Source organism: Micromonospora sp. NPDC005710 (genome assembly GCF_040630995.1).
Taxonomy (GTDB): domain Bacteria; phylum Actinomycetota; class Actinomycetes; order Mycobacteriales; family Micromonosporaceae; genus Micromonospora.
Genome location: NZ_JBEXYP010000001.1, coordinates 37174 through 61422, shown reverse-complemented (window position 1 = coordinate 61422; position 24249 = coordinate 37174). Strand labels below are relative to the sequence as shown.

At 70.4% G+C, this 24249-nt stretch carries 29 protein-coding genes; 24 read left to right on the top strand and 5 right to left on the bottom strand.

Annotated features, from left to right (window positions below; genetic code table 11):
* Positions 1-14: 14 nt before the first annotated feature.
* The 18 genes from ABZ406_RS00300 (at position 15) to ABZ406_RS00215 (ending at position 16385) form a co-directional block, all read left to right on the top strand.
* Positions 15-353: a P-II family nitrogen regulator gene (locus tag ABZ406_RS00300; protein WP_172862163.1), complete on the top strand. Its 339-nt coding sequence runs from the start codon at positions 15-17 to the stop codon at positions 351-353.
* A 17-nt stretch (positions 354-370) separates the two neighbouring features.
* A complete protein-coding gene (locus ABZ406_RS00295) occupies positions 371-2701 on the top strand; it encodes a [protein-PII] uridylyltransferase (RefSeq protein ID WP_357754588.1) in 2331 nt (776 codons plus the stop codon).
* Positions 2702-3017: 316 nt separating this feature from the next.
* On the top strand, positions 3018-4172 hold the full coding sequence (locus ABZ406_RS00290) for a sensor histidine kinase (protein ID WP_357754585.1): 1155 nt from the start codon (positions 3018-3020) through the stop codon (positions 4170-4172).
* Positions 4169-4825, top strand: a complete 657-nt coding sequence (locus tag ABZ406_RS00285) for a response regulator transcription factor (protein WP_357754582.1) — start codon at positions 4169-4171, stop codon at positions 4823-4825. The genes ABZ406_RS00290 and ABZ406_RS00285 overlap by 4 nt, the downstream gene beginning before the upstream one ends.
* 110 nt (positions 4826-4935) lie before the next feature.
* Positions 4936-6495 carry a signal recognition particle protein gene (gene ffh / locus ABZ406_RS00280; protein ID WP_357754578.1) on the top strand — a complete coding sequence of 520 codons (1560 nt, stop codon included), beginning with the start codon at positions 4936-4938 and terminating at the stop codon, positions 6493-6495.
* A gap of 91 nt (positions 6496-6586) precedes the next feature.
* Complete coding sequence (locus ABZ406_RS00275; RefSeq protein ID WP_357754575.1) at positions 6587-7666, top strand: amidohydrolase family protein; 1080 nt, start codon at positions 6587-6589, stop codon at positions 7664-7666.
* A 307-nt stretch (positions 7667-7973) separates the two neighbouring features.
* Positions 7974-9380 carry a proline--tRNA ligase gene (gene proS / locus ABZ406_RS00270; RefSeq protein WP_357754572.1) on the top strand — a complete coding sequence of 469 codons (1407 nt, stop codon included), beginning with the start codon at positions 7974-7976 and terminating at the stop codon, positions 9378-9380.
* Positions 9381-9429: 49 nt separating this feature from the next.
* Positions 9430-10050: a DUF402 domain-containing protein gene (locus ABZ406_RS00265; RefSeq protein WP_357755451.1), complete on the top strand. Its 621-nt coding sequence runs from the start codon at positions 9430-9432 to the stop codon at positions 10048-10050.
* A gap of 229 nt (positions 10051-10279) precedes the next feature.
* Positions 10280-10819: a 30S ribosomal protein S16 gene (gene rpsP / locus ABZ406_RS00260; protein WP_357754568.1), complete on the top strand. Its 540-nt coding sequence runs from the start codon at positions 10280-10282 to the stop codon at positions 10817-10819.
* Complete coding sequence (locus tag ABZ406_RS00255) at positions 10794-11054, top strand: RNA-binding protein (protein ID WP_186718042.1); 261 nt, start codon at positions 10794-10796, stop codon at positions 11052-11054. Before rpsP ends, ABZ406_RS00255 begins: the two co-directional genes overlap by 26 nt.
* Entirely contained in the window at positions 11054-11692 is a 639-nt protein-coding gene (rimM, locus tag ABZ406_RS00250; RefSeq protein ID WP_357754565.1) for a ribosome maturation factor RimM, read from the top strand. Before ABZ406_RS00255 ends, rimM begins: the two co-directional genes overlap by 1 nt.
* An 11-nt stretch (positions 11693-11703) precedes the next feature.
* A complete protein-coding gene (gene trmD, locus ABZ406_RS00245; protein WP_357754562.1) occupies positions 11704-12477 on the top strand; it encodes a tRNA (guanosine(37)-N1)-methyltransferase TrmD in 774 nt (257 codons plus the stop codon).
* A gap of 143 nt (positions 12478-12620) precedes the next feature.
* Positions 12621-12977, top strand: coding sequence for a 50S ribosomal protein L19 (rplS, locus tag ABZ406_RS00240; protein WP_357754559.1), 357 nt, complete (start codon positions 12621-12623; stop codon positions 12975-12977).
* 181 nt (positions 12978-13158) lie between these two features.
* The gene (gene lepB / locus ABZ406_RS00235; protein WP_357754556.1) at positions 13159-14028 is read left to right on the top strand and encodes a signal peptidase I; all 870 of its coding nucleotides are present in this window, start codon (positions 13159-13161) and stop codon (positions 14026-14028) included.
* 10 nt (positions 14029-14038) lie between these two features.
* Positions 14039-14674: a signal peptidase I gene (lepB, locus tag ABZ406_RS00230; protein WP_357754554.1), complete on the top strand. Its 636-nt coding sequence runs from the start codon at positions 14039-14041 to the stop codon at positions 14672-14674.
* Between the two features lie 54 nt (positions 14675-14728).
* A complete protein-coding gene (locus ABZ406_RS00225) occupies positions 14729-15259 on the top strand; it encodes an NUDIX domain-containing protein (protein ID WP_357755448.1) in 531 nt (176 codons plus the stop codon).
* Positions 15253-16065, top strand: a complete 813-nt coding sequence (locus ABZ406_RS00220; protein WP_357754552.1) for a ribonuclease HII — start codon at positions 15253-15255, stop codon at positions 16063-16065. The genes ABZ406_RS00225 and ABZ406_RS00220 overlap by 7 nt, the downstream gene beginning before the upstream one ends.
* Positions 16062-16385, top strand: coding sequence for a DUF2469 domain-containing protein (locus tag ABZ406_RS00215; RefSeq protein ID WP_007075222.1), 324 nt, complete (start codon positions 16062-16064; stop codon positions 16383-16385). The genes ABZ406_RS00220 and ABZ406_RS00215 overlap by 4 nt, the downstream gene beginning before the upstream one ends.
* 62 nt (positions 16386-16447) lie before the next feature.
* Here ABZ406_RS00215 and ABZ406_RS00210 read toward each other — a convergent pair whose 3' ends face one another.
* Positions 16448-17590, bottom strand: coding sequence for a sulfite oxidase (locus ABZ406_RS00210; RefSeq protein ID WP_357754548.1), 1143 nt, complete (start codon positions 17588-17590; stop codon positions 16448-16450).
* Between the two features lie 150 nt (positions 17591-17740).
* Between ABZ406_RS00210 and ABZ406_RS00205 the strand changes: the two genes are divergently transcribed.
* Positions 17741-18184 (top strand): DUF4240 domain-containing protein, encoded by a 444-nt coding sequence (locus ABZ406_RS00205; protein ID WP_357754546.1) that lies wholly within the window; start codon positions 17741-17743, stop codon positions 18182-18184.
* A gap of 129 nt (positions 18185-18313) precedes the next feature.
* Positions 18314-19015, top strand: coding sequence for a M23 family metallopeptidase (locus tag ABZ406_RS00200; RefSeq protein WP_357754544.1), 702 nt, complete (start codon positions 18314-18316; stop codon positions 19013-19015).
* Here ABZ406_RS00200 and ABZ406_RS00195 read toward each other — a convergent pair.
* Positions 18936-20126 carry an aminotransferase class V-fold PLP-dependent enzyme gene (locus ABZ406_RS00195; protein WP_357754541.1) on the bottom strand — a complete coding sequence of 397 codons (1191 nt, stop codon included), beginning with the start codon at positions 20124-20126 and terminating at the stop codon, positions 18936-18938. The genes ABZ406_RS00200 and ABZ406_RS00195 overlap by 80 nt on opposite strands.
* Between ABZ406_RS00195 and ABZ406_RS00190 the strand changes: the two genes are divergently transcribed.
* From ABZ406_RS00190 to ABZ406_RS00180, 3 genes are read left to right on the top strand one after another with little or no spacing between them, the layout of a single operon-like run.
* The gene (locus ABZ406_RS00190; protein ID WP_357754538.1) at positions 20034-20792 is read left to right on the top strand and encodes a helix-turn-helix domain-containing protein; all 759 of its coding nucleotides are present in this window, start codon (positions 20034-20036) and stop codon (positions 20790-20792) included. The two genes, ABZ406_RS00195 and ABZ406_RS00190, sit on opposite strands and share 93 nt — an antisense overlap.
* Positions 20789-21421 (top strand): DUF2637 domain-containing protein, encoded by a 633-nt coding sequence (locus ABZ406_RS00185; RefSeq protein ID WP_357754534.1) that lies wholly within the window; start codon positions 20789-20791, stop codon positions 21419-21421. The genes ABZ406_RS00190 and ABZ406_RS00185 overlap by 4 nt, the downstream gene beginning before the upstream one ends.
* Positions 21422-21432: 11 nt before the next feature.
* The gene (locus ABZ406_RS00180; protein WP_357754532.1) at positions 21433-21615 is read left to right on the top strand and encodes a hypothetical protein; all 183 of its coding nucleotides are present in this window, start codon (positions 21433-21435) and stop codon (positions 21613-21615) included.
* 37 nt (positions 21616-21652) lie between these two features.
* Here the strand turns inward: ABZ406_RS00180 and ABZ406_RS00175 are convergent, their stop codons facing one another.
* Positions 21653-21841 (bottom strand): hypothetical protein, encoded by a 189-nt coding sequence (locus ABZ406_RS00175; RefSeq protein WP_357755473.1) that lies wholly within the window; start codon positions 21839-21841, stop codon positions 21653-21655.
* Between the two features lie 89 nt (positions 21842-21930).
* Between ABZ406_RS00175 and ABZ406_RS00170 the strand changes: the two genes are divergently transcribed.
* Positions 21931-22284: a hypothetical protein gene (locus ABZ406_RS00170; RefSeq protein ID WP_357754530.1), complete on the top strand. Its 354-nt coding sequence runs from the start codon at positions 21931-21933 to the stop codon at positions 22282-22284.
* On the opposite strand, the gene ABZ406_RS00165 is transcribed toward ABZ406_RS00170, so the two are convergent.
* Together ABZ406_RS00165 and ABZ406_RS00160 are read right to left on the bottom strand one after the other, a co-directional pair.
* Positions 22277-22426: a hypothetical protein gene (locus tag ABZ406_RS00165; protein WP_357754528.1), complete on the bottom strand. Its 150-nt coding sequence runs from the start codon at positions 22424-22426 to the stop codon at positions 22277-22279. The genes ABZ406_RS00170 and ABZ406_RS00165 overlap by 8 nt on opposite strands.
* 617 nt (positions 22427-23043) lie before the next feature.
* Positions 23044-24186: a phage portal protein gene (locus ABZ406_RS00160; protein WP_357754525.1), complete on the bottom strand. Its 1143-nt coding sequence runs from the start codon at positions 24184-24186 to the stop codon at positions 23044-23046.
* Positions 24187-24249 lie beyond the last annotated feature (63 nt).

Genomic DNA, 24249 nt, shown 5'->3' with positions numbered 1-24249 from the left:
TGGAGGGGTTGGACATGAAGCTGGTGACCGCAGTCATCAAGCCGTACCAACTGGACGCGGTGAAGGAGGCCCTGCACGCCCTCGGGGTGGCCGGGCTGACCGTCAGCGAGGTTCAGGGGTATGGACGGCAGAAGGGGCACACCGAGGTCTACCGGGGTGCCGAGTACACGGTCGAGTTCCTGCCCAAGATCCGGGTAGAGGTGCTCACCGACGAGATCGACGTCGACAAGGTCGTGGACGCCATCGTCGGAGCGGCCCGCACGGGCAAGATCGGTGACGGCAAGGTCTGGGTCACCGGTGTCGAAGAGGTCGTCCGGGTACGTACCGGCGAGCGCGGCCTCGACGCCCTCTGACCGCGACTACTACTGACATGACCTCGTTGATCAAGAAGAACGCGTCAGGACCCGGCGATGACGGTGACGCGAACGTCTTGATCAACGAGGTCGTCGGCGTTCCCGGGGGGATCGGGGAAGCGTCCCGACGGGGGCGGGCTGACGCCTACGACACGTTCCTGCGCGGGTTGCTGCCAGCCCGGGACGGTCTGGCGCTGCTGGCTGTCGGAGGGTTGGGTCGACGGCAGTGCGCCCCGTACAGCGACCTCGACCTGGTGCTGCTGCACGCCGGGGTGCCCGGCACCGACGAGGTGGCCGCCAAGGTCTGGTACCCGATCTGGGACGCGGGCCTGCGGCTCGACCACTCCGTACGCACCGTCGCCGAGGCGCTCTCGGTGGCGCAGGACGACGTCAAGGTCGCCCTCGGGCTCCTCGACGCCCGGCTCGTCGTCGGGGACCAGGCGCTTGCCGACGCGCTGATCCGCACCGCCGCCGACCACTGGCGGCGCACCGCCGTCCGGCACCTTTCCGGCCTGCGCGAGGTCACCGAGACCCGTTGGCAGGCCCACGGCGAGTTGGCCTTCCTGCTGGAAGGCGACCTCAAGGAGGCCGCCGGAGGACTGCGCGACGTGGGGCTGCTGCGGGCGATCTCCGCCGCCGGCATCACCGACGCGCTGCGACCCGCCGTACGCGCCGCCCACCTACGCCTGTTGGACACCCGCGACGCACTCCACCAGCAGGTCGGCCGCCGGGTCGACAGGTTGGTCGCCCAGGAACGCGACGGAGTGGCCACCCTGCTCGGCCTACGACAACTCCAGCCCGGCGCGTCTGACGCCGCGCGGCAGCCTGGAGCCGTCGTGGAAGACGGTGACGCGCTGCTGCGCCGGGTCGCCGGTGACGCCCGTACCGTCAGCCACGCCCTGGACGACGCCTTCCGGGCCGCCGACCGGCTGCGCTCCGGGCGCTCCCGAGGCGGAAACGGCCGCCCGGCCCGTCGCCCGGTCGCCCGCGACGTGGTGGAACACGACGGCGAGTTGGTGCTCGCCCGCACAGCGATCGGCGCACGCCCCGACCCGAGCCTCTCACTGCGACTCGCCGCCGCGTCCGCCACGACCCGAATCCCCATCGCGCGAGCCACCTGCGAGTGGCTGGCGGCGTACTGCCCGCCGCTGCCCGCGCCCTGGCCGGCCGAGGCCCGGGCCGCGCTGATCACCCTGCTCGGCGCCGGCGCCGGCCTGGTGCCGGCCTGGGAGACCTGCGACAGGTACGGGCTCGTCGACGGCTGGCTGCCCGAATGGACCCGGCTGCGCAGCCTGCCGCAGCACAACCCGGTGCACCGCTTCACCCTCGACAGGCACCTCGTACAGGCCGCCCACGAAGCCAGCCGACACACCCGCGAGGTGGAACGCCCCGACCTGCTGCTGCTCGGCGCCCTCCTGCACGACATCGGCAAGGGCCTTCCCGGCGACCACAGCACCGTCGGTGTGCCAGTTGCCCAGGCGGTGGCCACCAGGGTCGGTCTGCCCGCCCCGGAGGTCGAACTGATCGGCAAGATGGTCCGCTTGCACCTGCTGCTGCCCGACGTGGCCACCCGCCGGGACCTGAGCGACCCCGTCACCATCGCCTCGGTGGCCGAAGCGGTCGGCGACACCGGCACCCTCGACCTGCTGCACGCGTTGGTCCGCGCCGACGCGGCGGCGACCGGGCCGGCAGCCTGGTCCGACTGGAAGGGCCGACTCGTCGCCGAACTGGTCGCGCGAGTGCGCACCGCACTGGACACCGGCGTACTCCCCGAACCGCCCGCCCCGGACCCGGAGCTGCTGGCCGGGCCCCTGCCGGTCGTCCACCTGACCGGCGACCGGGTGTCCGTCGCGGCAGCGGACCGGCGGGGACTGCTCGCCACGGTGGCCGGGTGCCTGGCGCTGCACCGGCTGGAAGTCATCTCCGCGGACGCCTCCGCCGTCGACGGCCGAGCCCTTGTCGAATGTCGGGTACAGCCCCGCTACGGCCTCCCCCCGGACCCGGTCCCGCTCCGCGCCGACCTGCGCCGTGCGGTCGCCGGCGACGTTTCGGTCACCCAACGGCTACGCGGCCGTGCGCTCGCCAGCCGGGGCGGCGGCGCGGCTCCCCGGGTGGTCTGGCACCGCGAGGCGGCCACCGACGCCGTGCTGCTGGAACTGCGCGCCGCCGACGCCGCCGGGTTGCTCTACCGGGTCACCTGCGCGCTCGACGAGGCCGGTGCCCTGGTCCGCGCGGCCCGCATCTCCACCCTCGGCGCCGACGTGGTCGACGCCTTCTACCTCGTCGGCGGTTGGCCGGACGACGCCACCCGAGCCCGCCTGGAAGCCGCAGTCCTAGCCGCCGTCTAACCCTTCCCGCCCGTCGCCCTCCTGCTCTAAGGCTCTGCGCCCGCGCTCACCCGCGCCCCTTCCGCCCCTCCTGCTCCACTTCCGCGCCTTTCCGTGCCTGTCACCCCGCTCTCGCGCGTTCCCGCCCCACTTCCCCGCCGATCTTGCACTTTCTGTCCCCGCATACTGCGCAAAAGCCACATCTCGACAACACAAAGTGCAAGATCGGCGGGGGCAGGAGGGACGGGGCCGGGGGGTGGGGTACGTCGGGGGGCGTAGGGGCGGGGCCGCTTGTGGGCGCACGTCGGGGGGCTTCGGCGCGGGCAGAATGACCACCATGCGACGAGGTGGGCACTGGCGGCGGCCAGCGGTGGCGGCGGATGCCGTGCTCGCCCTGGTGCTGCTCGGGTTCGGGCTGCTCGCCACCGGTCTGGCCGGGGACAATCAGCCGGGGTCGAGGCCGGTGGACGCCGCCTCTCGGGTGCTGATCGCCGTCGCCGCGTTGGCCCTGCTGGTCCGGAGGCGCGCCCCGGTCGTCACCCTGGCCGTGGTCACGGTGGCCACCTCGACGTACCTGCTGAGCGGCTACCCGTACGGGCCGATTCTCGTCACGTTCCTGGTCGCGGTGTACACCGTGGCCGTCCGGCTGGCGGTGCGTCCGGCGGCGCTCGCCACCGTGGGCGCGTTCGTTCTGTTGTTGGCGCATGTCTTCTTCGGTCGGGGGCCGGCGCCGGGTTGGACGGGAGTGCTGCCCGCGTCGGCGTGGGTGGTCGTACCGTTCGCGGTGGGGGTGGTGGTACGGGTGAGTCGTGAGGCGGCGGCGCGTACCCGTGCCGAGGAGGCCCGCGGTCGTGCCGAACAGGCGCGCCGGCAGGCCGACGAGGAGCGGCTGCGCATCGCGCAGGAGGTGCACGACGTGGTGGGCCACGGGCTCGCCGCGATCAGCATGCAGGCGGAGATCGCCCTGCACCTGTTGCCGAAGCGGCCGGAGCAGGCGGAGGTGGCCCTGACCGCCATCAGCCGGACCAGCCGGGAGGCGCTGGACGAGCTGCGGGTGACTCTGGGGGCGGTGCGGCGGGGTGCCGAGCGCGAGCCGGTACCCGGTCTGGCCCGACTGCCGGCGCTGCGTGACCGGCTCGCCGGGGCGGGGCTCGCGGTCGAGGTCCTCGTGGTCGGTGACCCCCGGGAGTTGCCGGCGGCGGTCGACCTGGCCGCGTACCGGGTGGTGCAGGAGGCGTTGACGAACGTGCTGCGTCACGCGGGGGTGGCGAGCGCGGAGGTGACTGTGGACTACCGCGCCGACGAGCTGACGGTCGAGGTCACTGATCGGGGGGTGGGCGCCGGGGCGACTCCGGTCGACCTGGGGGGTGGTCACGGTCTGGCCGGGATGCGGGAGCGGGTCGCGGCGCTGGGCGGGCGGTTGACCACCGGGCCGCGCGCCGGTGGCGGGTTCCGGGTGTACGCCGGGCTGCCCGTGGGGTCGGCCAGATGATCCGGGTGCTGATCGCCGACGACCAGGACCTGGTCCGGCTCGGGCTGCGTGCGCTCGTGGAGAGCGAGGACGATCTGACGTTTGCCGGCGAGGCGGCGGACGGCCTGCGGGCTGTCGAGTTGGCCCGGCGGGAGCGGCCGGACGTGGTGCTGATGGACATTCGGATGCCCGGCATCGACGGCATCGAGGCGACCCGTCGGATCGTGGCCGACCCCGACCTGACCGGTACTCGGGTGGTGGTGCTCACGACCTTCGAGGTGGACGAGTACGTCTTCGACGCGCTGCGGCACGGTGCGAGCGGGTTCCTCACCAAGGACACCAGGCCGGCGGAGCTGTTGCGGGCGATCCGGCTCGTCGCCGAGGGGGAGGCACTGCTGTCGCCGTCGGTGACCCGTCGGGTGGTGCGGGAGTTCGCCACCCGGCCGTCCCGGGTGCTCCGCCCGCACCCCCGACTGGATGCGCTGACCGATCGGGAGCGTCAGGTCGTCGGCCTGGTCGGTGAGGGACTGAACAACGAGGAGATCGCCGCACGGTTGGTGGTCAGCCCGGCGACCGCGCGGACCCACGTCAGCCGGGCGATGGGCAAGCTGGGAGCCCGGGACCGGGCCCAGCTCGTCGTCTTCGCGTACCAATCGGGGTTGGTCTCGGGGTGAGGCCCGGGCCGCCAGCGGCCCTGCGGCCGGGCGGCTACCCTAGCGGTGGCCGGACTCCGCAGTGCCGGCCGCGTTGTGCCCGCCGGAACACTGACAAACGGGATGTTCGCGTGTTTGACACCTTGAGTGACCGCCTGTCCGGGATCTTCACCAAGCTCCGCGGCAAGGGGCGGCTCACCGACGCCGACATCGACGCCACCGCGCGCGAGATCCGCCTCGCGCTGCTGGAGGCGGACGTCGCGCTGCCGGTGGTCAAGGGCTTCATCGCGGCCGTCAAGGAGCGGGCGCGCAGCTCCGAGGTCTCTCAGGCGCTGAACCCGGCCCAGCAGATCATCAAGATCGTCAATGACGAGCTGATCAACGTGCTCGGCGGCGAGGGCCGACGGCTCCAGTTCGCCAAGCAGCCGCCCACGGTGATCATGCTGGCCGGCCTCCAGGGCTCCGGCAAGACGACCCTCGCCGGCAAGCTGGCCCGCTGGCTCAAGACCCAGGGCCACCAGCCGCTGCTCGTCGCCGCCGACCTCCAGCGCCCCAACGCCGTCGGGCAGCTCCAGGTGCTCGGTGGCCGGGCCGGTGTCGAGGTGTACGCCCCGGAGCCCGGCAACGGCACCGGTGACCCGGTGCAGGTGGCCCGCGCGTCGATCGAGCACGCGAAGCGCGCCGCCCGCGACATCGTCATCGTCGACACCGCCGGCCGGCTGGGCATCGACGCCGAGATGATGCAGCAGGCCGCCGACATCCGCGACGCCGTCTCGCCGGACGAGGTCATCTTCGTCATCGACGCGATGGTCGGTCAGGACGCCGTCCGCACCGCCGAGGCGTTCCGCGACGGTGTCGGCATCACCGGTGTGGTGCTCTCCAAGCTCGACGGCGACGCCCGTGGTGGTGCCGCGCTGTCGGTCCGCGAGGTCACCGGGCAGCCGATCCTGTTCGCCTCCACCGGTGAGAAGTTGGAGGACTTCGACGTCTTCCACCCCGACCGGATGGCCAGCCGGATCCTCGGCATGGGCGACGTCCTCACTCTGATCGAGCAGGCCGAGCAGGCCTTCGACTCCGATCAGAAGGAGAAGATGACCGCCAAGCTGATGGGCGGTGAGCAGTTCACCCTGGACGACTTCCTCGACCAGCTCATCGCGGTGCGGCGGATGGGCCCGATCGCCAACGTGCTGGCCATGATGCCCGGCATGGGGCAGATGAAGGACCAGCTCGCCGAGCTGGACGACAGCCACTTCGACCGGGTCACCGCGATCATCAGGTCGATGACCCCGGGCGAGCGCACCAACCCGAAGATCATCAACGGTTCCCGCCGGGCGCGTATCGCCAACGGCTCCGGGGTCACCGTGATGGACGTCAACCAACTGCTCAACCGCTTCTCCGACGCGCAGAAGATGATGAAGCAGATGGGCGGCATGATGGGCCTGCCCGGCGGTGGCCGCCGCAAGGCGACCAAGTCGCCGAAGAACAAGCGCAAGGGCACCAAGGGCGGCGGTCGTCCGCGTACCGGCACCGGCGCCGGGATGCCCGCCGGTTTCCCGGGCGGCATGCCGCAGCTCCCGCCGGGGATGGACCCGAACGACCTCGCCGGCGGCCAGGGTCTGCCGCCGGGCTTCAAGCTTCCGAAGATCGACTTCAACAAGCTCGGCAAGGGCGGCGACAAGGGCCCGCGCTGACGTGTGTCGGTGACGGCGGGCGACTGATCCGGCGCAGCCGGAAGAACGACCTGCTCGCCCCGACGGGGAGTGATCGGGTAGGACTGTGCGCATGGCTCTTCATGTGCGCGGTGTGCTGCTCCCCGACGACGAGGTCCGGGATCTCTGGCTGGTCGATGGCCGGGTGACCTTCACCCCGGTCCCCGGTGCGGAGACCGTCGTCGACGGCGGCTTCGTCCTGCCCGGGCTGGTCGACGCGCACTGCCACATCGGCATCGCCCGAGGTGGCGCCCCGATCACCTCGCTCGACCAGGCCCGCGAGCTGGCCCACGTCGACCGGGACGCCGGGGTGCTGGCGATCCGCGACGCCGGCTCGCCGTACCCGTACCCGGAACTCGACGACGAGCCGGACCTGCCGCGACTGGCCCGTGCGGGCCGGCACGTCGCCCCGCCGAAGCGCTACCTGCGCGACATCGGCGTGGAGGTCGACGCCACCGACGTGGCGGCCACGGTGGCCGCACAGGCGCGGGCCGGCAACGGCTGGATCAAGCTGGTCGGCGACTGGATCGACCGGGGCGTGGGCGACCTCGCCCCGGCCTGGGACGCGGACACCCTCACCGCTGCCGTCCAGGCCGCCCACGACGCCGGGGTACGCGCCGCTGTGCACACCTTCTCCGAGACGGCCGTCGAGATCATGGTGCGGGCCGGCGTCGACTCGGTGGAGCACGGCACCGGGCTCACCCTCGACCTGATCGACGAGATGGCCCGCCAGGGCACCGCACTGGTCCCCACCATGATCAACATTGCCACCTTCGGGGGCATCGCCGAGCAGGCGCGGGGCAAGTTCCCCGGGTACGCCGAGCACATGCTCGCGCTGCGTGACGGCTTCCCCGAGGTGGTGCGTGCCGCCCACGAGGCGGGGGTGCCGATCTACGTGGGCACCGACGCCGGCGGCGGCATCGACCACGGGCTGGCCGCCGAGGAGATGCTGCTGCTGCACGAACGGGCCGGCATGGCACCCATCGACGTGCTCGCCGCCGCCTCCTGGGGTGCCCGCGAATGGCTGGGCTTCCCCGGCCTGGTCGAAGGCGGCCTCGCCGACCTGACCGTCTACCCCGAAGACCCCCGCAGCGACCTGCGCGTGGTCCGGGCCCCGTCCCGCACGATCCTCCGCGGCCGAGTCGTCCGCTGACCCCCCCCGCGAGCACGACACCGCCGGGCCGGGCCGAGCCGGCCGGGTCGTGCCTCGCCGCTCGGGTCGCGCGGCTTGGGTCGGGCCGTGTTGAGTCGCGCCGTGTTGGGCCGCGCCGCTCGGGCGGCGTCGGGCCGATCTCCGCAACATCGGGGATGCTGCTGCCTCCTGAGCACCTGAGGCCGCAACATCCGGGAAGTTGTGCGCGTGCGGGTGCGGACCCGGCGGCGGCGCGGGCGGGGGCGCGGCAGGGCGTGGCGACTCCCGGACGCGGTGTCCGCCCGCGTGGCGCATAGGATGTGCGGTCATGGCACGCGTGCTCACTCCCCGTGCGGAGGATTTTCCCCGCTGGTACCAGGACCTGATCGCCAAGGCGAAGCTGGCCGACAACGGCCCTGTTCGCGGCACCATGGTCATCCGACCGGCCGGCTACGCCATCTGGGAGCGTATGCAGGCTGAGATGGACGCTCGGATCAAGGCGGCGGGTGCGGAGAACGCGTACTTCCCCTTGTTCATCCCGGAGAGTTACCTCAAGCGCGAGGCGCAACACGTCGAGGGCTTCTCGCCGGAACTGGCGGTCGTCACCCACGGTGGCGGCAAGCCCCTGGCCGAGCCGATCGTGGTCCGGCCCACCAGCGAGACGGTCATCGGCGAGTTCATGGCCAAGTGGATCGACTCGTACCGGGACCTGCCGCTGCTGCTCAACCAGTGGGCGAACGTGGTCCGGTGGGAGCTTCGTCCGCGGATCTTCCTGCGTACCAGCGAGTTCCTCTGGCAGGAGGGGCACACCGCGCACGCGACCCGCGAGGACGCCCGGGCGTACGCGCGGCGGATCCTGCACGAGGCGTACGAGGACCTGATGGTCAACGTGATCGGCATCCCGGTGGTGGTGGGGTTGAAGACGGCGCGTGAGCGGTTCGCCGGCGCGACGGCCACCTACACCTGCGAAGGCATGATGGGCGACGGCAAGGCGCTCCAGCTGGGCACCAGCCACGAGCTGGGGCAGAACTTCGCCAAGGCGTTCGACATCAGCTACTCCTCCAAGGAGGGCGGCCGGGAGCACGCCTGGACCACCTCCTGGGGCACGTCCACCCGGATGCTGGGTGGCCTGATCATGGCCCACGGCGACGACAACGGTCTGCGCGTGCCGCCGAAGCTGGCACCGATCCAGGCGTACGTCATGATCGTCAAGGATGGTGACGGCGTCGGCGAGGCGGCGGCCAAGCTGCGCGACGGCCTGCGCGACGCCGGTGTCCGGGTCGCGCTCGACGACCGGACCGACACGCCGTTCGGCCGCCGGGCCGTCGACGCCGAGCTGCGCGGCTATCCGGTACGCGTCGAGGTCGGCCCCCGCGACCTGGCAGTGGGCAACGCGACGGTGGTGCGTCGGACCGACGGTTCGAAGACCCCGACGCCGGTGGCCGACGTGGTGGCCGCGGTGCTGGCCGCGCTGGAGACCGATCAGCAGGTGCTGCACGACCAGGCGCTGGCCAACCGCGAGTCCCGCACGGTGGAGGTGGCCACCCTCGCCGAGGCGATCGAGGCCGCCGCGACCGGTTGGGCACGGGTGCCGTGGTCGGCCGTGGGCGTGGCCGGCGAGGCGGAGGCCAACGGTCAGGGCGTCACGGTGCGCTGCCTGTTGCGCGCCGACGGTTCGGTACCGGACTCGGAGGACGAGTCGGACCTGATCGCCATTCTCGCCCGCGCCTACTGAGGTGCGGCCGGGCAACCCTGTCGACCGGTTCGAGCCGGGTCGGCTGATCATGCACCGCAACGTGCGGCACGGCCGGATCGGTTGGGTCCGGCCGGCCCGCGTGGTCAGCGACGACGAACGCGGTCTGCTGGTGTGGATCGCCCGGGACTCGCCGGTGGCCCACGAGGTGACCGAGGCCGGGCTCAACATGCGGGCGGTGCCGTTCGCCCAGTGGGTCTCGTCGTCCTACCGGCTGGCACACGGGCGCTGGAATGGTCCGCCGTTGCTGAAGTTTCTGCCCGCCGGGGCGGCGCACTCCGTCTGGTGGTTCCGGGACGACCAGGGCCGGTTCACCCACTGGTACGTCAATTTGGAGGAGCCCGGTGTCCGCTGGGACGACGGCCCGGTGGCCGGCGTCGACGTGGTGGACCAGGACCTGGACGTGGTGGTTCGGCCGGACCTGCGCTGGGAGTGGAAGGACGAGGGCGAGTTCGTCGAGCGGCTCGCCTTCGGCGCCGACTACTGGGTGACCGACGAGAAGGCGGTCCGCGCCGAGGGGGAGCGGGTGATCGTGCTCGCCGAGGCCGGTGTCTTCCCGTTCGACGGCACCTGGTGCGACTTCACGCCCCCGCCAGAGTGGGGCGTACCGGACGAACTGCCGCCGGGGTGGGACCGACCGCCGGTGCGGTGAGCGGTGTTCCAGGTCACCGGCGAGACGGTGTACGGGTCCGATGCGTGCGATCGGCAGCGGATCTGGCAGAATAGGTCGCTGGTATCCGGCGCGCGTCCGGCGCCCTCTAACCCGGGCACGTCGCCAGTCCACCGAGTAGTCTCCGGCCCAACCCCACGGGTCCGGTCGGCGCTCACCCATGCACACCGCCCGCCTGGGCCGGTGAGATCGCAACAGGAGCGTAACAACTGTGGCCGTAAAGATCCGGCTCCTGCGGATGGGCAAGATCCGCCACCCGCAGTACCGCATCGTCATCGCCGACTCGCGCACCAAGCGTGACGGTCGGGCGATCGAGTTCGTCGGGGTGTACCAGCCCAAGGAAGACCCCTCGATCATCGAGGTCAAGTCGGAGCGGGTCCAGTACTGGCTGTCCGTCGGCGCTCAGCCGAGCGAGGCGGTGCAGCGTCTGCTGGAGCTGACCGGTGACTGGCAGAAGTACAAGGGCCTGCCGGCCCCGCCGCCGCTCCTGGTCGCCCCCGAGCGGGCCGACCGCAAGGCGGCGTACGAGGCTGAGGCGAAGGCCGCCGCCGGGCTCGCCCCGGAGACCCCGGCCAAGCCGGCCAAGAAGGCCGCCAAGGCTGCCGAGGCTCCGAAGACCGAGGCTCCGGCTGAGGCTCCGGCCGCCGAGGCTCCGAAGACCGAGGCTCCGAAGACCGAGGCTGAGGCTCCGGCCGCCGAGGCGCCGAAGACCGAGGCCCCGGCCGCTGCCGACGCCGGTGAGCAGGCCTGACATGCCACTGCGTCCGGCGTTGGAGCACCTGGTCAAGGGCATCGTCGACCACCCGGATGACGTCCGGGTGCGGCTTGTCGATTCCCGTCGGGGCAAGCGGCTCGAAGTCCGCGTGCACCCCGAGGACCTCGGCACTGTGATCGGGCGGTCCGGCCGGACCGCCAAGGCGCTGCGCCAGGTGATCGGCTCCATCGGCGGCCGCGGGGTTCGCGTCGACATTGTCGACTCGTACTGATGCAACTCGTCATCGGCAGGATCGGCAAGCCGCACGGTGTCCGTGGTGAGGTCACCGTGGAGGTGCGGACCGACGAGCCCGAGGCACGGTTCGCCCCCGGCACAGTGCTGCGCACTGAGCCGGGGGCGACACCCCCGCCTGCGCGCCACACTGTGCCGGGCACTGAGCCGGGGGCGACACCCCCGCCTCCGCGCAACATTGAGCCAGGGGCGACACCCCCTCCGACCGCCGATGAGCCCGGGGTGCCGTTCCAGGTGCCCGCGGAGCTGACCATCGAGGAAGCGCGCTTCCATCAGGGCCGGGTGCTGATCGCGTTCGACGGCATCCTGGACCGCAACACCGCCGAGGCGCTGCGCGGGACCCTGCTCGTGGTGGACAGCGCCGACGTGGCCCCACCGGACGACCCGGAGGAGTTCCACGACCACCAGTTGGTCGGGTTGACCGTGGTGACGCCGACCGGCGAACACCTGGGCGAGGTAGCCCGGATCGACCACGCGCCCTCGTCCGACCTGCTGGTGCTGCGGCGCCCCGAGGGGCGTACCGCGTTGATCCCGTTCGTCCGGGCAATCGTTCCCGAGGTCGACCTGGCCGGCGGACGTGTGATCGTCGACCCGCCAGCCGGCCTGCTCGACCTCTAGGACCAGCCCGCATGCGCGTCGACGTCGTGTCGATCTTTCCGGAGTACTTCGCCCCGCTGGACCTGTCGCTGATCGGACGGGCGCGGGCCAACGGCGTACTCCAGCTCGCCGTGCACGACCTGCGGACCTGGACCCACGACGTGCACCGCACCGTCGACGACACCCCCTACGGTGGCGGGCCGGGGATGGTGATGCGCCCGGAGCCGTGGGGTGAGGCTCTGGACGCCCTCGCGCCGGTCGACGCCCCATCGCCGAGGCTGCTGGTGCCGTCGCCGGCCGGTGCTCCGTTCACGCAGGCCATGGCGTACGAGCTGGCGGCCGAGTCGCATCTGCTCTTCGCCTGCGGCCGCTACGAGGGGATCGACCAGCGGGTCCTGGCGCACGCCGCCACCCGGATGCCGGTCACCGAGGTGTCGCTCGGTGACTACGTCCTCTTCGGCGGTGAGGTAGCGGTCCTGGTGATGCTGGAGGCGGTCACCCGGCTGCTGCCGGGGGTGCTGGGCAACGCGGGCTCGTTGGACGAGGAGTCGCACGCCCACGGGCTGCTGGAGGCGCCGATCTACACCAAGCCGCCGAGTTGGCGTGGGCACGACGTGCCCGAGGTCCTCCGCTCCGGTGACCACGGCAAGATCGCCCGCTGGCGGCGTGAGGAAGGTCTGCTGCGGACCGCCGCCCGCCGTCCGGACCTATTGGCCGCGTTGCCGGCCGATCGGCTCGACAAACGGGACATCGCGGCCCTGGATCAGGCCGGATTTCAACCTGCACCGGGGGATGTGGCAAAGTAGGGGGGTTGCCGCATCCGTCCGCGCCCGCGGGTGGCTGCGAGGATCTCCGACCGGGGTCGGTCCGCCGATCATCACCCGGGGATCAGAATCACCCACCCGCGCACCGAGTGACGGTGCGCCGTGAGCCTTACGAGGACGCAGCGATGAACATCCTGGACGCCCTTGACGCCCAGTCGAAGCGGACCGACCTTCCCGACTTCCGGGCCGGTGACACCGTCAAGGTGCACGCCCGAGTCGTCGAGGGCAACCGGTCCCGTGTCCAGATCTTCCAGGGCGTCGTGATCCGCCGCCAGGGTGACGGTCTGCGCGAGACCTTCTCGGTCCGCAAGATCAGCTTTGGTGTCGGCGTCGAGCGGACCTACCCGCTCAACGGCCCGGGCATCGACCGGATCGAGATCGTGACCCGCGGTGCCGTGCGTCGCGCCAAGCTCTACTACCTGCGCGAGCTGCGCGGCAAGAAGGCCAAGATCAAGGAGAAGCGGGAGAAGCAGCCCAGCTGACTTCCCGCTCGCCACGCCGCCCGAGCTGCGCGGATGCCGTACCGACCAGAGCGCACTACCCTGGTCGTACGGGCGCAGCGAGGCGGCGGTCCCGCCAACCTGGCGGGCAGCTGTCCACTGCCGCCCGTGGAGCCTCGACGAGGCTCCCGGGCGGTGGTGTTTCTGCGGACCGGGGAGTGGCGTGGTGCAGACGCTTGACGAGGACGGCACCGTCGATCCGTGGCGCCGACGGGCTCGCCGCACCCGCCGGCAGATGCCGCTCTGGCAGGAGCTGCCGCTGCTGCTTGTTGTCGCGTTCTGCCTCGCGGTGCTGATCCGCACCTTCCTGCTCCAGGCGTTCTTCATCCCGTCCGGCTCGATGGAGGACACCCTCCTCGTCGGTGACCGGGTGCTCGTCAACAAGGTCGTGTACGACGTTCGGGACCCGCTGCGGGGCGAGGTGGTGGTCTTCCGGGGCACCGACCGCTGGGCGCCGCAGGTCGACGAGCAGCCGAAGCCCGGTGTCGCCGGTCGGCTCGCCCGCACTGTCGGCGACCTGGTCGGGGTGAGCCGCCCCGGTGAGAAGGACTTCATCAAGCGGGTGATCGGTCTTCCCGGCGACCGGGTCAAGTGCTGCGACAGTCAGGGCCGGGTGACCGTGAACGGCACCCCCCTCAACGAGCCGTACGTCCTGCGGGACTCACCACTGGACCTGCCACCCAACCCGGCGGAGTGTCGCTCCCGGCGCTTCGACGAGATCGTCGTGCCACCCGGTCAGATCTTCGTGATGGGCGACCACCGTGAGGTCTCCCAGGACGCGCGGTGCCAGGGGCCGGTGCCCATCGACAACGTGGTCGGCCGTGCCTTCATGGTGGTCTGGCCCTCGTCACGATGGGCTTCGCTGTCGGTGCCGTCGACGTTCGAGGACGTGTCCGGTCCGGCCACCGCGTCCTCCGGCGTCCCTCCGGTACGACCCACTCCTGAGGGCGGTGCGCTGCTGATGCTTCCGTTGGCAGCCGCGCTCCGTGGTTCCCGCGCGTTCCGGACGGTGCCGTCCAGCCGAGCAACGTAGGCTCCTTGGCGTGATTGACGAGCAGACCGACAAGCCGCGCAGCTCCTTCTGGAAGGAGCTGCCGATCCTGCTGGGTGTGGCGATCCTGGTCGCGGTGCTGGTCCGCGCCTTTGTGCTGCAGACCTTCTTCATCCCCTCCCCGTCCATGGAAAACACTCTCAAGATCGATGACCGGGTGCTGGTCAACAAGCTGGTCTACGACTTCCGGTCACCGCACCGCGGTGAGGTGATCGTGTTCAAGGCTCCGACCGAGTGGAGCGGTAACCCCGACGGTGAGGACTTCATCAAGCGGGTGATCGGCATCCCCGGCGACCACGTGGTCTGCTGTGACCCGGAGGAACGGTTGATGATCAACGGCAAGTCGCTCGACGAGCCGTACATCTTCTCCCTGGACGGGGTCCGCGACAAGCCCGCTGACCAGGAGTTCGACATCACCGTGCCGGAGGGCCGGCTGTGGGTGATGGGCGACCACCGTTCGGCCTCCGGTGACTCGCTGGAGCACTGGCAGCAGTCCGGGCAGAACATCACCGAGGCGACCATCCCCGAGAACGACGTCGTCGGGCGGGCGTTCACGGTGTTCTGGCCGGTCAACCGGGCCACCTGGTTGACGGTGCCCGACGGGTTCGACGGCATCCCCAAGCCGTAGGCCGACGGGGGCGTGGGCGATCCGCCGCCGGTCTGGCAGGCTGGTGCGGTGACCGTGAGCGCGAGGAGTGAGCGTGCGAGCCCCGCAGGCGCGAACAGTGCCGACCGTGCCTACACCCCTCGACGCGCGGCCCGCGTGCTGCTCGTCGACGGGGCCGGCCGGGTCCTGCTCTTCGAGGGCTTCGACCCGGCCCGACCCGGGCACCGATACTGGTTCACTCCGGGCGGTGGGCTTGATCCGCTGGAGTCCCCGGCGGCGGGTGCGGCCCGGGAGTTGGCCGAGGAGACCGGTCTGCGGCTCGACCCGGCCGAGTTGGGCGAGTCGGTCTGGTCCGACGCGACGGAGTTCTCCTTCGACGGCACCTGGTACCGCCAGGAGCAGGATTTCTTCCTCTTCCGGGTGGAGTCCTGGCAGGTGGACACCACGGGCTTCAACGACGTCGAGCGGCGCAGCATCGCCGACCACCGCTGGTGGCTGCCCGACGAGCTGGTGGCCAGCGGCGACCGGTTCTACCCGCCGGAGTTGCCCGCCCTGCTGACCCGGCTGGGGCTGTCGACCGCCGGCCGGGGCGAGGCGTCGTGCTGACCCCGCCGCGCACAGTGGTGCGCCGCGAGGCCGGCCTGTACGCCCTGGAGCGGGCATTGCAGCGGCGTGGCTTCCGACACGTCGCCGGCGCCGACGAGGCCGGCCGGGGGGCGTGCGCCGGTCCGCTGGTCGCCGCCGCGGCGATCCTGCCGGAGGGGCGGCGCGGCGAGATCGAAGGGCTGGCCGACTCGAAGCTGCTCACCCCGGCCAACCGGGAACGGGTGTACGCGGAGGTCGTGGACCGGGCGCTCGCGTACGCCGTGGTGGTCATCCCGGCCGACGAGGTCGACGCCCGTGGCCTGCACGTGTGCAACCTGGCGGCGATGCGTCGGGCGCTCGCCTCGCTCACCACCCGCCCGGAGTACGTGCTCACCGACGGCTTCGGCGTGGACGGCCTGGGTGTGCCCGGGCTGGCCGTGTGGAAGGGCGACCGGGTGGCAGCGTGTGTGGCGGCGGCGAGTGTGCTGGCCAAGGTCACCCGGGACCGGCTCATGGTGGAGTTGGACGCGGTGTACCCGGCGTACGGCTTCGCCGAGCACAAGGGCTACATCACCCCGGAGCACTCGGCGACGCTGCGGGAGCACGGGCCGTGCCGGGAGCACCGGTTCTCGTACGTCAATGTCGCAGCGGTCTCCGGCCGCGACGGCCGGCCGCCGCGCGCCCGACGGCCCGGCGGCCACGGCTCGGATGAGCCGATGGAGCGCTCGTGGGCGTCAGGGGGTACCGTCGGCGTGGCGTTGGGCGAGCAGCTTCGGCCTCCGACGTCGGTGGGGGAAGATGTGGCCATGGAAGGCGGAGTGCGATGAGCGCGGAAGATCTCGAAAAGTACGAGACCGAGATGGAGCTGCAGCTCTACCGGGAGTACCGCGACATTGTCCGCCAGTTCTCCTACGTGGTGGAGACGGAGCGTCGGTTCTACCTGGCCAATCAGGTCGACCTGCACGTGCGCAACTCCGACGGCGAGGTCTACTTCGAGGTCGAGATGCACGACGCCTGGGTGTGGGACATGTACCGTCCGGCCCGCTTCGTAAAGAACGTCCGGGTGATGACGTTCAAGGACGTCAACGTCGAGGAGCTGGAGAAGCCCGACATCTCGCTGCCCGCCGACTCCGGCTTCGGCGGCTGAGCGCACCTCAGCCGCCCGGCAGTGCCACGGGCCCCCACCCGTGGCGTGACACCCGCCGCCGATCACTCGGCCGGCACCACCACCTCGACCCGCTGCATCATGTTGTTGGCGAAGCCGCCACGGTTCCACTCCTGCTCGACCGGCTGGGTCCGGCCGGACGCGTCGGTGGCCCGCGCGCCGAGCACGTACCGGCCGGGGGTGGCGACCCACTCGTGCCGCCAGCGCCGCCAGGCGAAATCCCCCGCGCCCGTCGGGTCCAGCTCGGCCGGCGCCCAGCTCTCCCCACCGTCGGTGGTCACCTCCACGGCGATCACCGGCGCGTGACCCGACCAGGCCCGACCATCCAGGGTGCACGGCCCCGGCCGCAGCACCCGCCGGCGGGACATGAAGTCGGGGAAGCCGGGCGGGCGGACCAGGGCCCGCGGCTCGATCCGCGTCACCGGCACGCCCGGGTCGTCGGCGTCGCGGCGTACCCGGTAGGCCACCGCGTTCTGGTACCCCTCGAACGGCTCGGTCCGCAGCTCGATGGAGTGGACCCACTTCACGTGCGCCATGCCGTACCAGCCCGGCACGATCAGCCGCAGCGGCGCGCCGTGCTGTGGCAGCAGGGGAGCACCGTTCATCTCGTACGCCAGCAGCACCTCCTCGCGCAGCGCGTCGGCGACCGGAAGTGCCCGCTGGTAGTCCTGCTCGATCCCGCGCTCCACACCGTGGTCGGCGCCGGTGAAGACCACGTCCACCACGTCCGGGTCGATGCCCGCCTCGCGCAGCAGCGGAGCGAGGGGAGTGCCGGTCCACTCCGCGTTGCCGACCGCCTCGACCAGCCAGGGCTGGCTGACCGGCCGGGGGTGCAGCAGGGCCCTCCCGTTGCCGGCGCACTCCAACGTCACCTGCCGGGTGACCCGGGGCCGCTCCCGCAGGTCGGCCAGTGTGACCGTCAGCGGCCGGTCCACCGCCCCGCCGATGCTGAGGGTGTGCGTGGCCGGGTCGAGTTCCGGGATGTCGTAGTGGATCAGCAGGTAGTGCAGCCCGGCCGGGGTGACGTCGTAGCGCAGTGCCTCCAACGGGATGCCGTGGTTGCGGGCCGCGAGCTGCAACTCCTCGGCGCTTATCGTCTCGTCCGGCGCGGCGAGCCGGGACGGGCCGCTCACGTCGGCCACCGCCGGCCCGGCGGAGGACGACGTCAGGTCATCGAGAGTGGTCATGCGGGCCTCCCCGGTGCAGACGGCGGCACCCGCCGTACGCGGCCCAGCCTAGGCCCTGGGTGGCGGCGCGAAAACGGCACCGGAGGTACGGCGGCGTGGGGTCGACGGGCCGTTACCTGTCGATCCGGGCGATCATTGGGGGTTGTGATGATGGCGGATGAGGAATTCTGGCGACTCGTCGCGGTGCTGGGTGGTCGGCCCGAGGTCCAGGACGACGGGCCGTACGAGCGGTTGACCGCGATGCTGGCGGAGGAGCCGGAAGAGCGGATCATCGGCTTCGCCGAGACGCTCGCGTTCACGCTCTACCGACTGGACCGTCGGGTACTCGCTCAGACTGTCCCGCCGGATGCCCCTGAACTGTCCGATGACGGCTTCCTCTACGCGCGCTGCGCGGTGGTGGTGGCGGGGCCCACAGCGGTCGAAGCCGTGCTGGCCGACCCGGCGGCGTTCGCGCGGTTCACCAGCGTGGACGCCGCTCACGCGGAGACGATCCTCGACGTGCCCTCGAACGCTTACCAGGCGGCGACCGGGAAGGAGTGGGAGCACGTCGAGGAGTACGACTACGAGACCGGGTCCAACGAGCAATGGTGGTGACCTCGCCGTGAAGCGGCGGGCATAGCAGATCATCGAAGCCGTCGGGTGGTCGTCCACAGCGCCTCCGGTTGTCCACAGGACGGTCGGCCGGGCTGGCGGACGACCCGAGGTTGGCCGAAGGCTGCCGTCATGCGACAGCCATCCGCCCCTTCGATCCGCCGTACCGTGCTGCTCTGCGCCGCGCTCCCGCTCGCGCTCACCGTCCAGCTCTGCGGCCTGGCGGTGCTGGTCGCGGCGGTGCCCGGCCAACCACCGACACCGACCATGCCGGTCGCGGCCCTGACGGTCCCGGTCGCGGGGCCAGTGCCCGCCGCGCGGTTCCGCTGGCCGGTCGACGGGCCACCCCGCCCGGTCCGCCGGTTCGACCCGCCGCCCCAACCGTGGCTCCCCGGCCATCGTGGCGTCGACCTGGCCGCCCCGGCCGGCACCGTGGTCCGCAGCGCCGGGCCCGGCACCGTGCTCTTCGCCGGCCCGGTGGCCGGTCGACCGGTGGTCACCGTGGGGCACGCCGACGGGCTGCGGACCACCCACGAACCGGTCCAACCCGCCGTCCGCGCCGGCCAGCCCGTCGCCGCCGGCGCCCCGCTGGGCGAGCTGCTGCCCGGGCACCCGGGTTGCCCGAGCGAGGCGTGCCTGCACTGGGGTCTGCGCCGGGGCGAGGACTACCTCGACCCGCTGGCCCTGCTCGGCCTCGGCCCGGTGCGCCTGCTCCCGGTCGACAGGGTCTCGCTCTCCGCTCCCGGCCGTCCGGTCAGCGCTGCGCGAGCAGTGCCGGCAGCCGCACGCCGAGCCGTTCATACTCGTCGGCGGCGTTGTAGACCTGGCCGGTGAGCCGCAGCCACCCTCGGCCGTTCCAGCTCATCACCGCCACCTCGGCGGCGAGCCGCTCACCGATCCGCGCCTGCAACGCCTGGGCGGCGGCGATAGTGGTGCCGGTGCCGGGTGGCAGCGGGATGAGCCGCAGTGCCACCCCCGGCCCGCCGGGGTCGGGCAGGTCGGCGGGGGCCACCCCCAGAGCGTCCCCCACCACCCGCTGGCCGTACGCGGCAAGCGCGGCGTTGTGCGCCCGCACCCGGTCCACGCCGAGGCTGCGCATCGTGAACAGGCCCGCCGGGGCAGCCAGCCAGGGCGTGTAGTCGAGAGTCGCCTGCCACTCGATCCGGGCCGGGAAACCCGACTCCTGCTCCCAGGACACCACGAGTGGCTCGATCCGGTCCCGCCACTGCGGTGCCACCGCCAGCAGCGCGGTCCCGCGCGGGGCGTACGCCCACTTGTGCAGGTTGCCCACCCAGAAGTCAGCGTCGATGCTCGCCACCGGAATGGGCAGCATGCCCGGGGCATGCGCGGCGTCCACCAGGACCGGCACGCCGTGTTCCCGGGCCACCTTCACGATGGCGGCGGTCGGGAAGAGCTTCGCGGTGGCCGAGGTGAGCTGGTCGACGACGAGCAGTTTGGTCTGCCCGGGGCGCAGACCGGCGCGGATGCTCTGCACGATCTGTTCGTCGGTGGCGGCCAGCGGGATCGGCAGAACTCTGCTGACCGCTCCGGTGCGGCGACACTCACGCTGAATGGCCAGGCTCACCGCCCCGTACCCGTGGTCGGTGCTCAGCACCTCGTCACCGGCCCGAAGGCCCACCGACTGGAGGACCACGGCGACGCCTGTCGTGGTGTTGCCCACCAGGGCGCTGCCGTCCGGGTCGGCGCCCAGGAACCCGGCGAGGTGCCGGCGGGTGTGCGCTATCCGGTCCACCAGCCCTTTGGTGAAGAAGCGCAGCGGGTTCGCCTCCATCTCGTCGCGCAGCCGCTGCTGGGCGCGTTGCACGCCGATCGGCGCCGCGCCGAACGAGCCATGGTTGAGGTGGCTGACCGCCGGGTCGAGCGAGAAGCATTCCCGAATGTTGTCCCACCCGACGGAAACGCCCTCAATGATCTGCCCCGACATGAGGGAAGCCTACAAAATGGCTCCGGCGCGGTCTGCCAACCGCCCGGAGCCCCGGCCGGGAGGAACCCCGACATGCACGACTCTACCCAGACGCCCCCCGTAGGTGGTGCCGCCGCCGTCAAGGCCGTGTTGCTGGCGTCCCGTGACCTCCGCCCCAATGAGCGGCTGGTCCTGGTGGCGATTGCCGCTCACACGAACCGCGACGGGGAAGCTTGGCCGTCCGTGGCGACGATCGCTGAGTACGCGGGCGTGTCGACTCGCACCGTGCAACGGTGCCTCGCGAAGCTCGTTCGGCTCGGCCGCCTGGTCGTGCGCCAGGTCGCCAACGTCGCCACCCGGGTTTACCGCCTGGTGACGGGACAGCCGTCCGGGGGTGACAGTGAGCACCAGGGGGTGACGAACGGGCGGCCCGGGGATGACACCCATGAGCGTCACCCGAAGGGTTTTGAAGATCAATCTAAGTTGAAGGGTCGCGCTGGCGCGCTCCGACGATTCCTCCCCGGAGTCAAGAACAACAACCCGCCGCAGCGGCAGCCGTACGGCTACCCGGAGCGGCGTGGGGCCGCTCTCCCGGTCGCCCGTGGTGAGTCCTGCCCGGTCCACCGGGGCAGCCTTCGGGGCAACTGTGGCCCGTGCCGCTCTGAGGCCCTGGCGGGTGGCCGATGAACGCCCGTCGCGTTGCCTCTCTGGCCGGAACCGTTGCGGTCACTGTGATTGCGGCTGTCGGCTCTTACGACCACATGCGCGAGCTAGCTCTCCGTGCGGGCCAAACCCCTTTGCTGGCAACGCTTCTGCCGCTGTCTGTTGACGGAATGATCCTGGTTGCCACGCTGGCTCTCAACGACGGACGGCGGTCCCGTTGGTCCGCCTGGTTGGCGTTCCTGGTCGGGGTGGCCGCTTCCCTCGCGGCCAACGTCCTAGTAGCGAAACCTGACGCCGTGTCCCGGGTTGTGTCCGCGTGGCCGGCTGTCGCGCTGTTGCTCACCGTGGAAGTGCTCGCCCGGTCCGGGCGTGCCGCCGTTGTTCCGGCGGAACCTGTTGTGACGCCTCAGAAAGCCCCGGAACCTGCCGCCCAACCCCAGGGGCCGGAGGTGACCCCGGAGGGCCCCAGCGACCCGCACAGCGGGCCGGACAACCCGGAACCTGAACAGCCCCGGCGGAAGCGTCGCCCAGTAGCGGAAACCCGCCGCCTAGCTGCCGCCATGCTGGCGGAACCTGGCAACAACCGTGAGAAGGTGGCTGCCGCCCTCGGCATCACCCCCCGTCGCCTCCGTACCGTCCTGAACGCCGCTTAGGAGCACACCCCTTGAAGATCACCGAAGAAACCCTGGGCCAGTTCATTGCAGTGCTGGACATGCCGGTCACTCCGGCGGACCTGACGGAGCTTGCCGCCCAACTTCCGGCGGATGCTGTCTGCACCCACCTAGAGGTTGACGGCGACAGCGTTTACACGACGTGGGAGCTTCACCGGGTTGTGCCGGTCGACTGACCGCAACAGCAGAGGGGCCCCGGTCATCCGGGGCCTCTCACTCTGCCAATTCTGGCCGGTGCTCTTTGATCCACTTGTCAACGTCGGTGCGTCGCCAAATCTGGCCCATCTTGAGCACCTGATACGGGGCGGGGAAGTCTCGCCGGGATGCGATCACGGACGCCCTGGCGCGCGACACGCCACCGAGCATGTCCCGTATCTCACCGATCCCAACGAACTCGTCCACGGGGTTGACGGTAGGTACTGCCGATAGTCCGACGATCGGGAACAGCGATCGGGGTTGACGATCGGTAACAGCGGCAGCACGATCGGGGGATGACTGCGCCGAACGCCTCACCCGTCCATGGCCGTCAGCCGTTGAGCAACCTTCACCCGGTGCACCAGCACCTACCGCGCCGGCCGTCGTGGCTCTGCCGGGTCTGCGCCGGCACCTGGCCCTGCCCGCTTGCCCGGATGCTGCTGCGGGTGGAGTACCGGGCCAACCGGGTAAACCTGTCGGTCTACATGGCGGGGATGCTGTTTGATGCCACCGCGGATTTGATGAAGCTCAATCCCGAGCCGGCCCCAGACCCGGGGGAGTTGTTCGACAGGTTCTTGGCCTGGACATCGCGCCAGGATGCAAGCGAGCGGGGCCCGGATGAAGTCGGGCCCCGCTCCGCCGCTACTTGAGGACGAGGGCCAACACGGTGCCTGTGGCGATCATCAGTGCGGCCAACCCTTGCAGGATCGGCGGCAAAAGCTCCAGCCAGTGCTTTCGCGGGTGATCGCGGTCCGTTGTGTTGACGCTTTCCTCGTCGGGGGCTACGGTCACGTTGGCTCTCCCAAAACACGCGATTTAGAAGTGAGTAGGACTTACTTGATCAGTGTTGAGCCACCGCAGCGCCCGGGGCCGAATCCCGGGCGTTGCTTGCTTCCCGACGCGACTGCATCAGGGGTCGCTCTGCACTGCGGTTCATTGCACAGGCAACTTGAACCCGGGTCAAGTCAGGCGCACCCGGTCCACGGCCTCTGCAACTCGCCACCGAGCATTCGCAGAGGCGGGTTTGTTCAGTCGTAGTCAGTCGTAGTCCGTCGTAGTCCGTCGTGGTCAGTGACCAGCCGGAACGCCTGTCCCCGAACCGTCTTCACCATCTGCACACTCCGGCGTAACGCCTCCTCTCCTTCGGCGGTGACTGCGCCACCTTGCCGGAGAAACATTAGGCACTTCAAGCGGACACATGCAAAGCGGCCCTAACGCTGTGCCGAGAACTACTCTCCGAATTGCGCAGGAATTCCCAAGGACTTTCAATAGGAATCCCTATAGGGTTGGGTAGAGAACCCTATAGAGCTGCATGCGCGGATGACCGAAAGGATGAGTCGGCATCCACCGTTCTATTTGCACAGTTTGCACAACCTGACATGCTTAACGCTGTGCCCTCCGGTGATCCGTTACGCCCTGTTACTACCCTGGCCGTGCGGCTGCTCCTGGCCGGGGGGCAGCGGCTCACGATCCTCAAGGGCCCGCACTTCGTCAACAGACATGAAACCCGCTTCAATGGCGGTCCGGTAAGCCTGGTAACGCTCACTCGTCTTAACCCGCAGACGCGCATTCACGTTGAATTGCAGCGACTGCCCGTTAGGCAGCAGGGCCGAGAATGCTTGTTCGATACGGATAAGCCACGGCGTTAACGTCTGCTGAACAAACCACGAATGCTGTTCCTCAACACCAGAACCCCAAGAACTAGCCGTCGTCGGATCAAGCATGTATGCGGGCACCCGGAAGATGCCCGCAATAGCAAGCCGGTTAAACCGCTGCGTCTCCAAGAACTGTGCCTGTTCCGGGGTAACGCTAATCGAGGTCCACTTGGCACCGCCGGTAAGGACGCCGACAGAGTGATAATTCTTCTGGCCTCTACTCTTCTTGAGCATCCGGGCGAGGACCGCAACCTCACCCGGTTTTGGGTTGCCGGGGTGCTCGATTACGCCTGACAGAGTGGTCCCCTGAGAGAAAAACCTCGCGCCGAACTCCTGCGTAGCCAGCCCGGCACCAATGGTCTGTCGGGCAGACTCAAGCGGAGAAAGGCCGCGCAAGCTGTTTGCTTGGGCGAATCCCTTAACGTGCACAACGTCCCGGGCGAACAGGGTTGCGTCACCAATCTTGTAAAGGACGCTGCTCTGATCTTTCGTAAGCTCAACCCGCACCGTGCGAGGATCAAGCGGAATCAACGCAACCACCTTCCCCTGACCGCTACGGATCACCCGGACGAAGCTATTCCCATCCATCAAAAGGCTTGTCATGACCTTTTGCATGAAGTCGAACGGCGTATCAAACGGGTTGGGGCTGGTCAGCCATACCGGCCCGGTGGCCGACTTGCGGGTTTGACCAACAGTCCGCACAACATCAACGGGAAGGCTCGCAACAGCGTCAGCGATCAGGGAAACGCTTGTGTAAACGGCGCTAAGCGTCAGCGCCGAATCCTGAGTAACGGTGGTGCCGGACCACGTAGAGCCCTGCTGGGTGAACGCCTCAGCGAAACCGCTAGTAGGTGCTGGTGCCGCCCGACGTTCTACAATCCGATTCAAAATACCCATTAGGTAACCTCCTTACGAAGAAAAGGCCCGACCCCAAAACGGGGCCGGGCCACAATGCGGATT

Excerpts from the sequence above, each read along its gene's own strand:
- ABZ406_RS00170 (WP_357754530.1), top strand. The coding sequence starts at position 21,931 with ATGACTGCGCCGAACGCCTCACCCGTCCATGGCCGTCAGCCGTTGAGC.
- trmD (WP_357754562.1), top strand. The coding sequence starts at position 11,704 with ATGCGCGTCGACGTCGTGTCGATCTTTCCGGAGTACTTCGCCCCGCTG.
- ABZ406_RS00300 (WP_172862163.1), top strand. The coding sequence starts at position 15 with ATGAAGCTGGTGACCGCAGTCATCAAGCCGTACCAACTGGACGCGGTG.
- ABZ406_RS00195 (WP_357754541.1), bottom strand. The coding sequence starts at position 20,126 with ATGTCGGGGCAGATCATTGAGGGCGTTTCCGTCGGGTGGGACAACATT.
- ABZ406_RS00295 (WP_357754588.1), top strand. The coding sequence starts at position 371 with ATGACCTCGTTGATCAAGAAGAACGCGTCAGGACCCGGCGATGACGGT.
- rplS (WP_357754559.1), top strand. The coding sequence starts at position 12,621 with ATGAACATCCTGGACGCCCTTGACGCCCAGTCGAAGCGGACCGACCTT.
- ABZ406_RS00185 (WP_357754534.1), top strand. The coding sequence starts at position 20,789 with ATGAACGCCCGTCGCGTTGCCTCTCTGGCCGGAACCGTTGCGGTCACT.
- proS (WP_357754572.1), top strand. The coding sequence starts at position 7,974 with ATGGCACGCGTGCTCACTCCCCGTGCGGAGGATTTTCCCCGCTGGTAC.
- ABZ406_RS00265 (WP_357755451.1), top strand. The coding sequence starts at position 9,430 with ATGCACCGCAACGTGCGGCACGGCCGGATCGGTTGGGTCCGGCCGGCC.
- ABZ406_RS00190 (WP_357754538.1), top strand. The coding sequence starts at position 20,034 with ATGGTTGAGGTGGCTGACCGCCGGGTCGAGCGAGAAGCATTCCCGAAT.
- ABZ406_RS00205 (WP_357754546.1), top strand. The coding sequence starts at position 17,741 with ATGGCGGATGAGGAATTCTGGCGACTCGTCGCGGTGCTGGGTGGTCGG.
- ABZ406_RS00200 (WP_357754544.1), top strand. The coding sequence starts at position 18,314 with ATGCGACAGCCATCCGCCCCTTCGATCCGCCGTACCGTGCTGCTCTGC.
- ABZ406_RS00210 (WP_357754548.1), bottom strand. The coding sequence starts at position 17,590 with ATGACCACTCTCGATGACCTGACGTCGTCCTCCGCCGGGCCGGCGGTG.
- ABZ406_RS00160 (WP_357754525.1), bottom strand. The coding sequence starts at position 24,186 with ATGGGTATTTTGAATCGGATTGTAGAACGTCGGGCGGCACCAGCACCT.
- rimM (WP_357754565.1), top strand. The coding sequence starts at position 11,054 with ATGCAACTCGTCATCGGCAGGATCGGCAAGCCGCACGGTGTCCGTGGT.
- ABZ406_RS00275 (WP_357754575.1), top strand. The coding sequence starts at position 6,587 with ATGGCTCTTCATGTGCGCGGTGTGCTGCTCCCCGACGACGAGGTCCGG.
- ABZ406_RS00215 (WP_007075222.1), top strand. The coding sequence starts at position 16,062 with ATGAGCGCGGAAGATCTCGAAAAGTACGAGACCGAGATGGAGCTGCAG.
- ABZ406_RS00290 (WP_357754585.1), top strand. The coding sequence starts at position 3,018 with ATGCGACGAGGTGGGCACTGGCGGCGGCCAGCGGTGGCGGCGGATGCC.
- ABZ406_RS00285 (WP_357754582.1), top strand. The coding sequence starts at position 4,169 with ATGATCCGGGTGCTGATCGCCGACGACCAGGACCTGGTCCGGCTCGGG.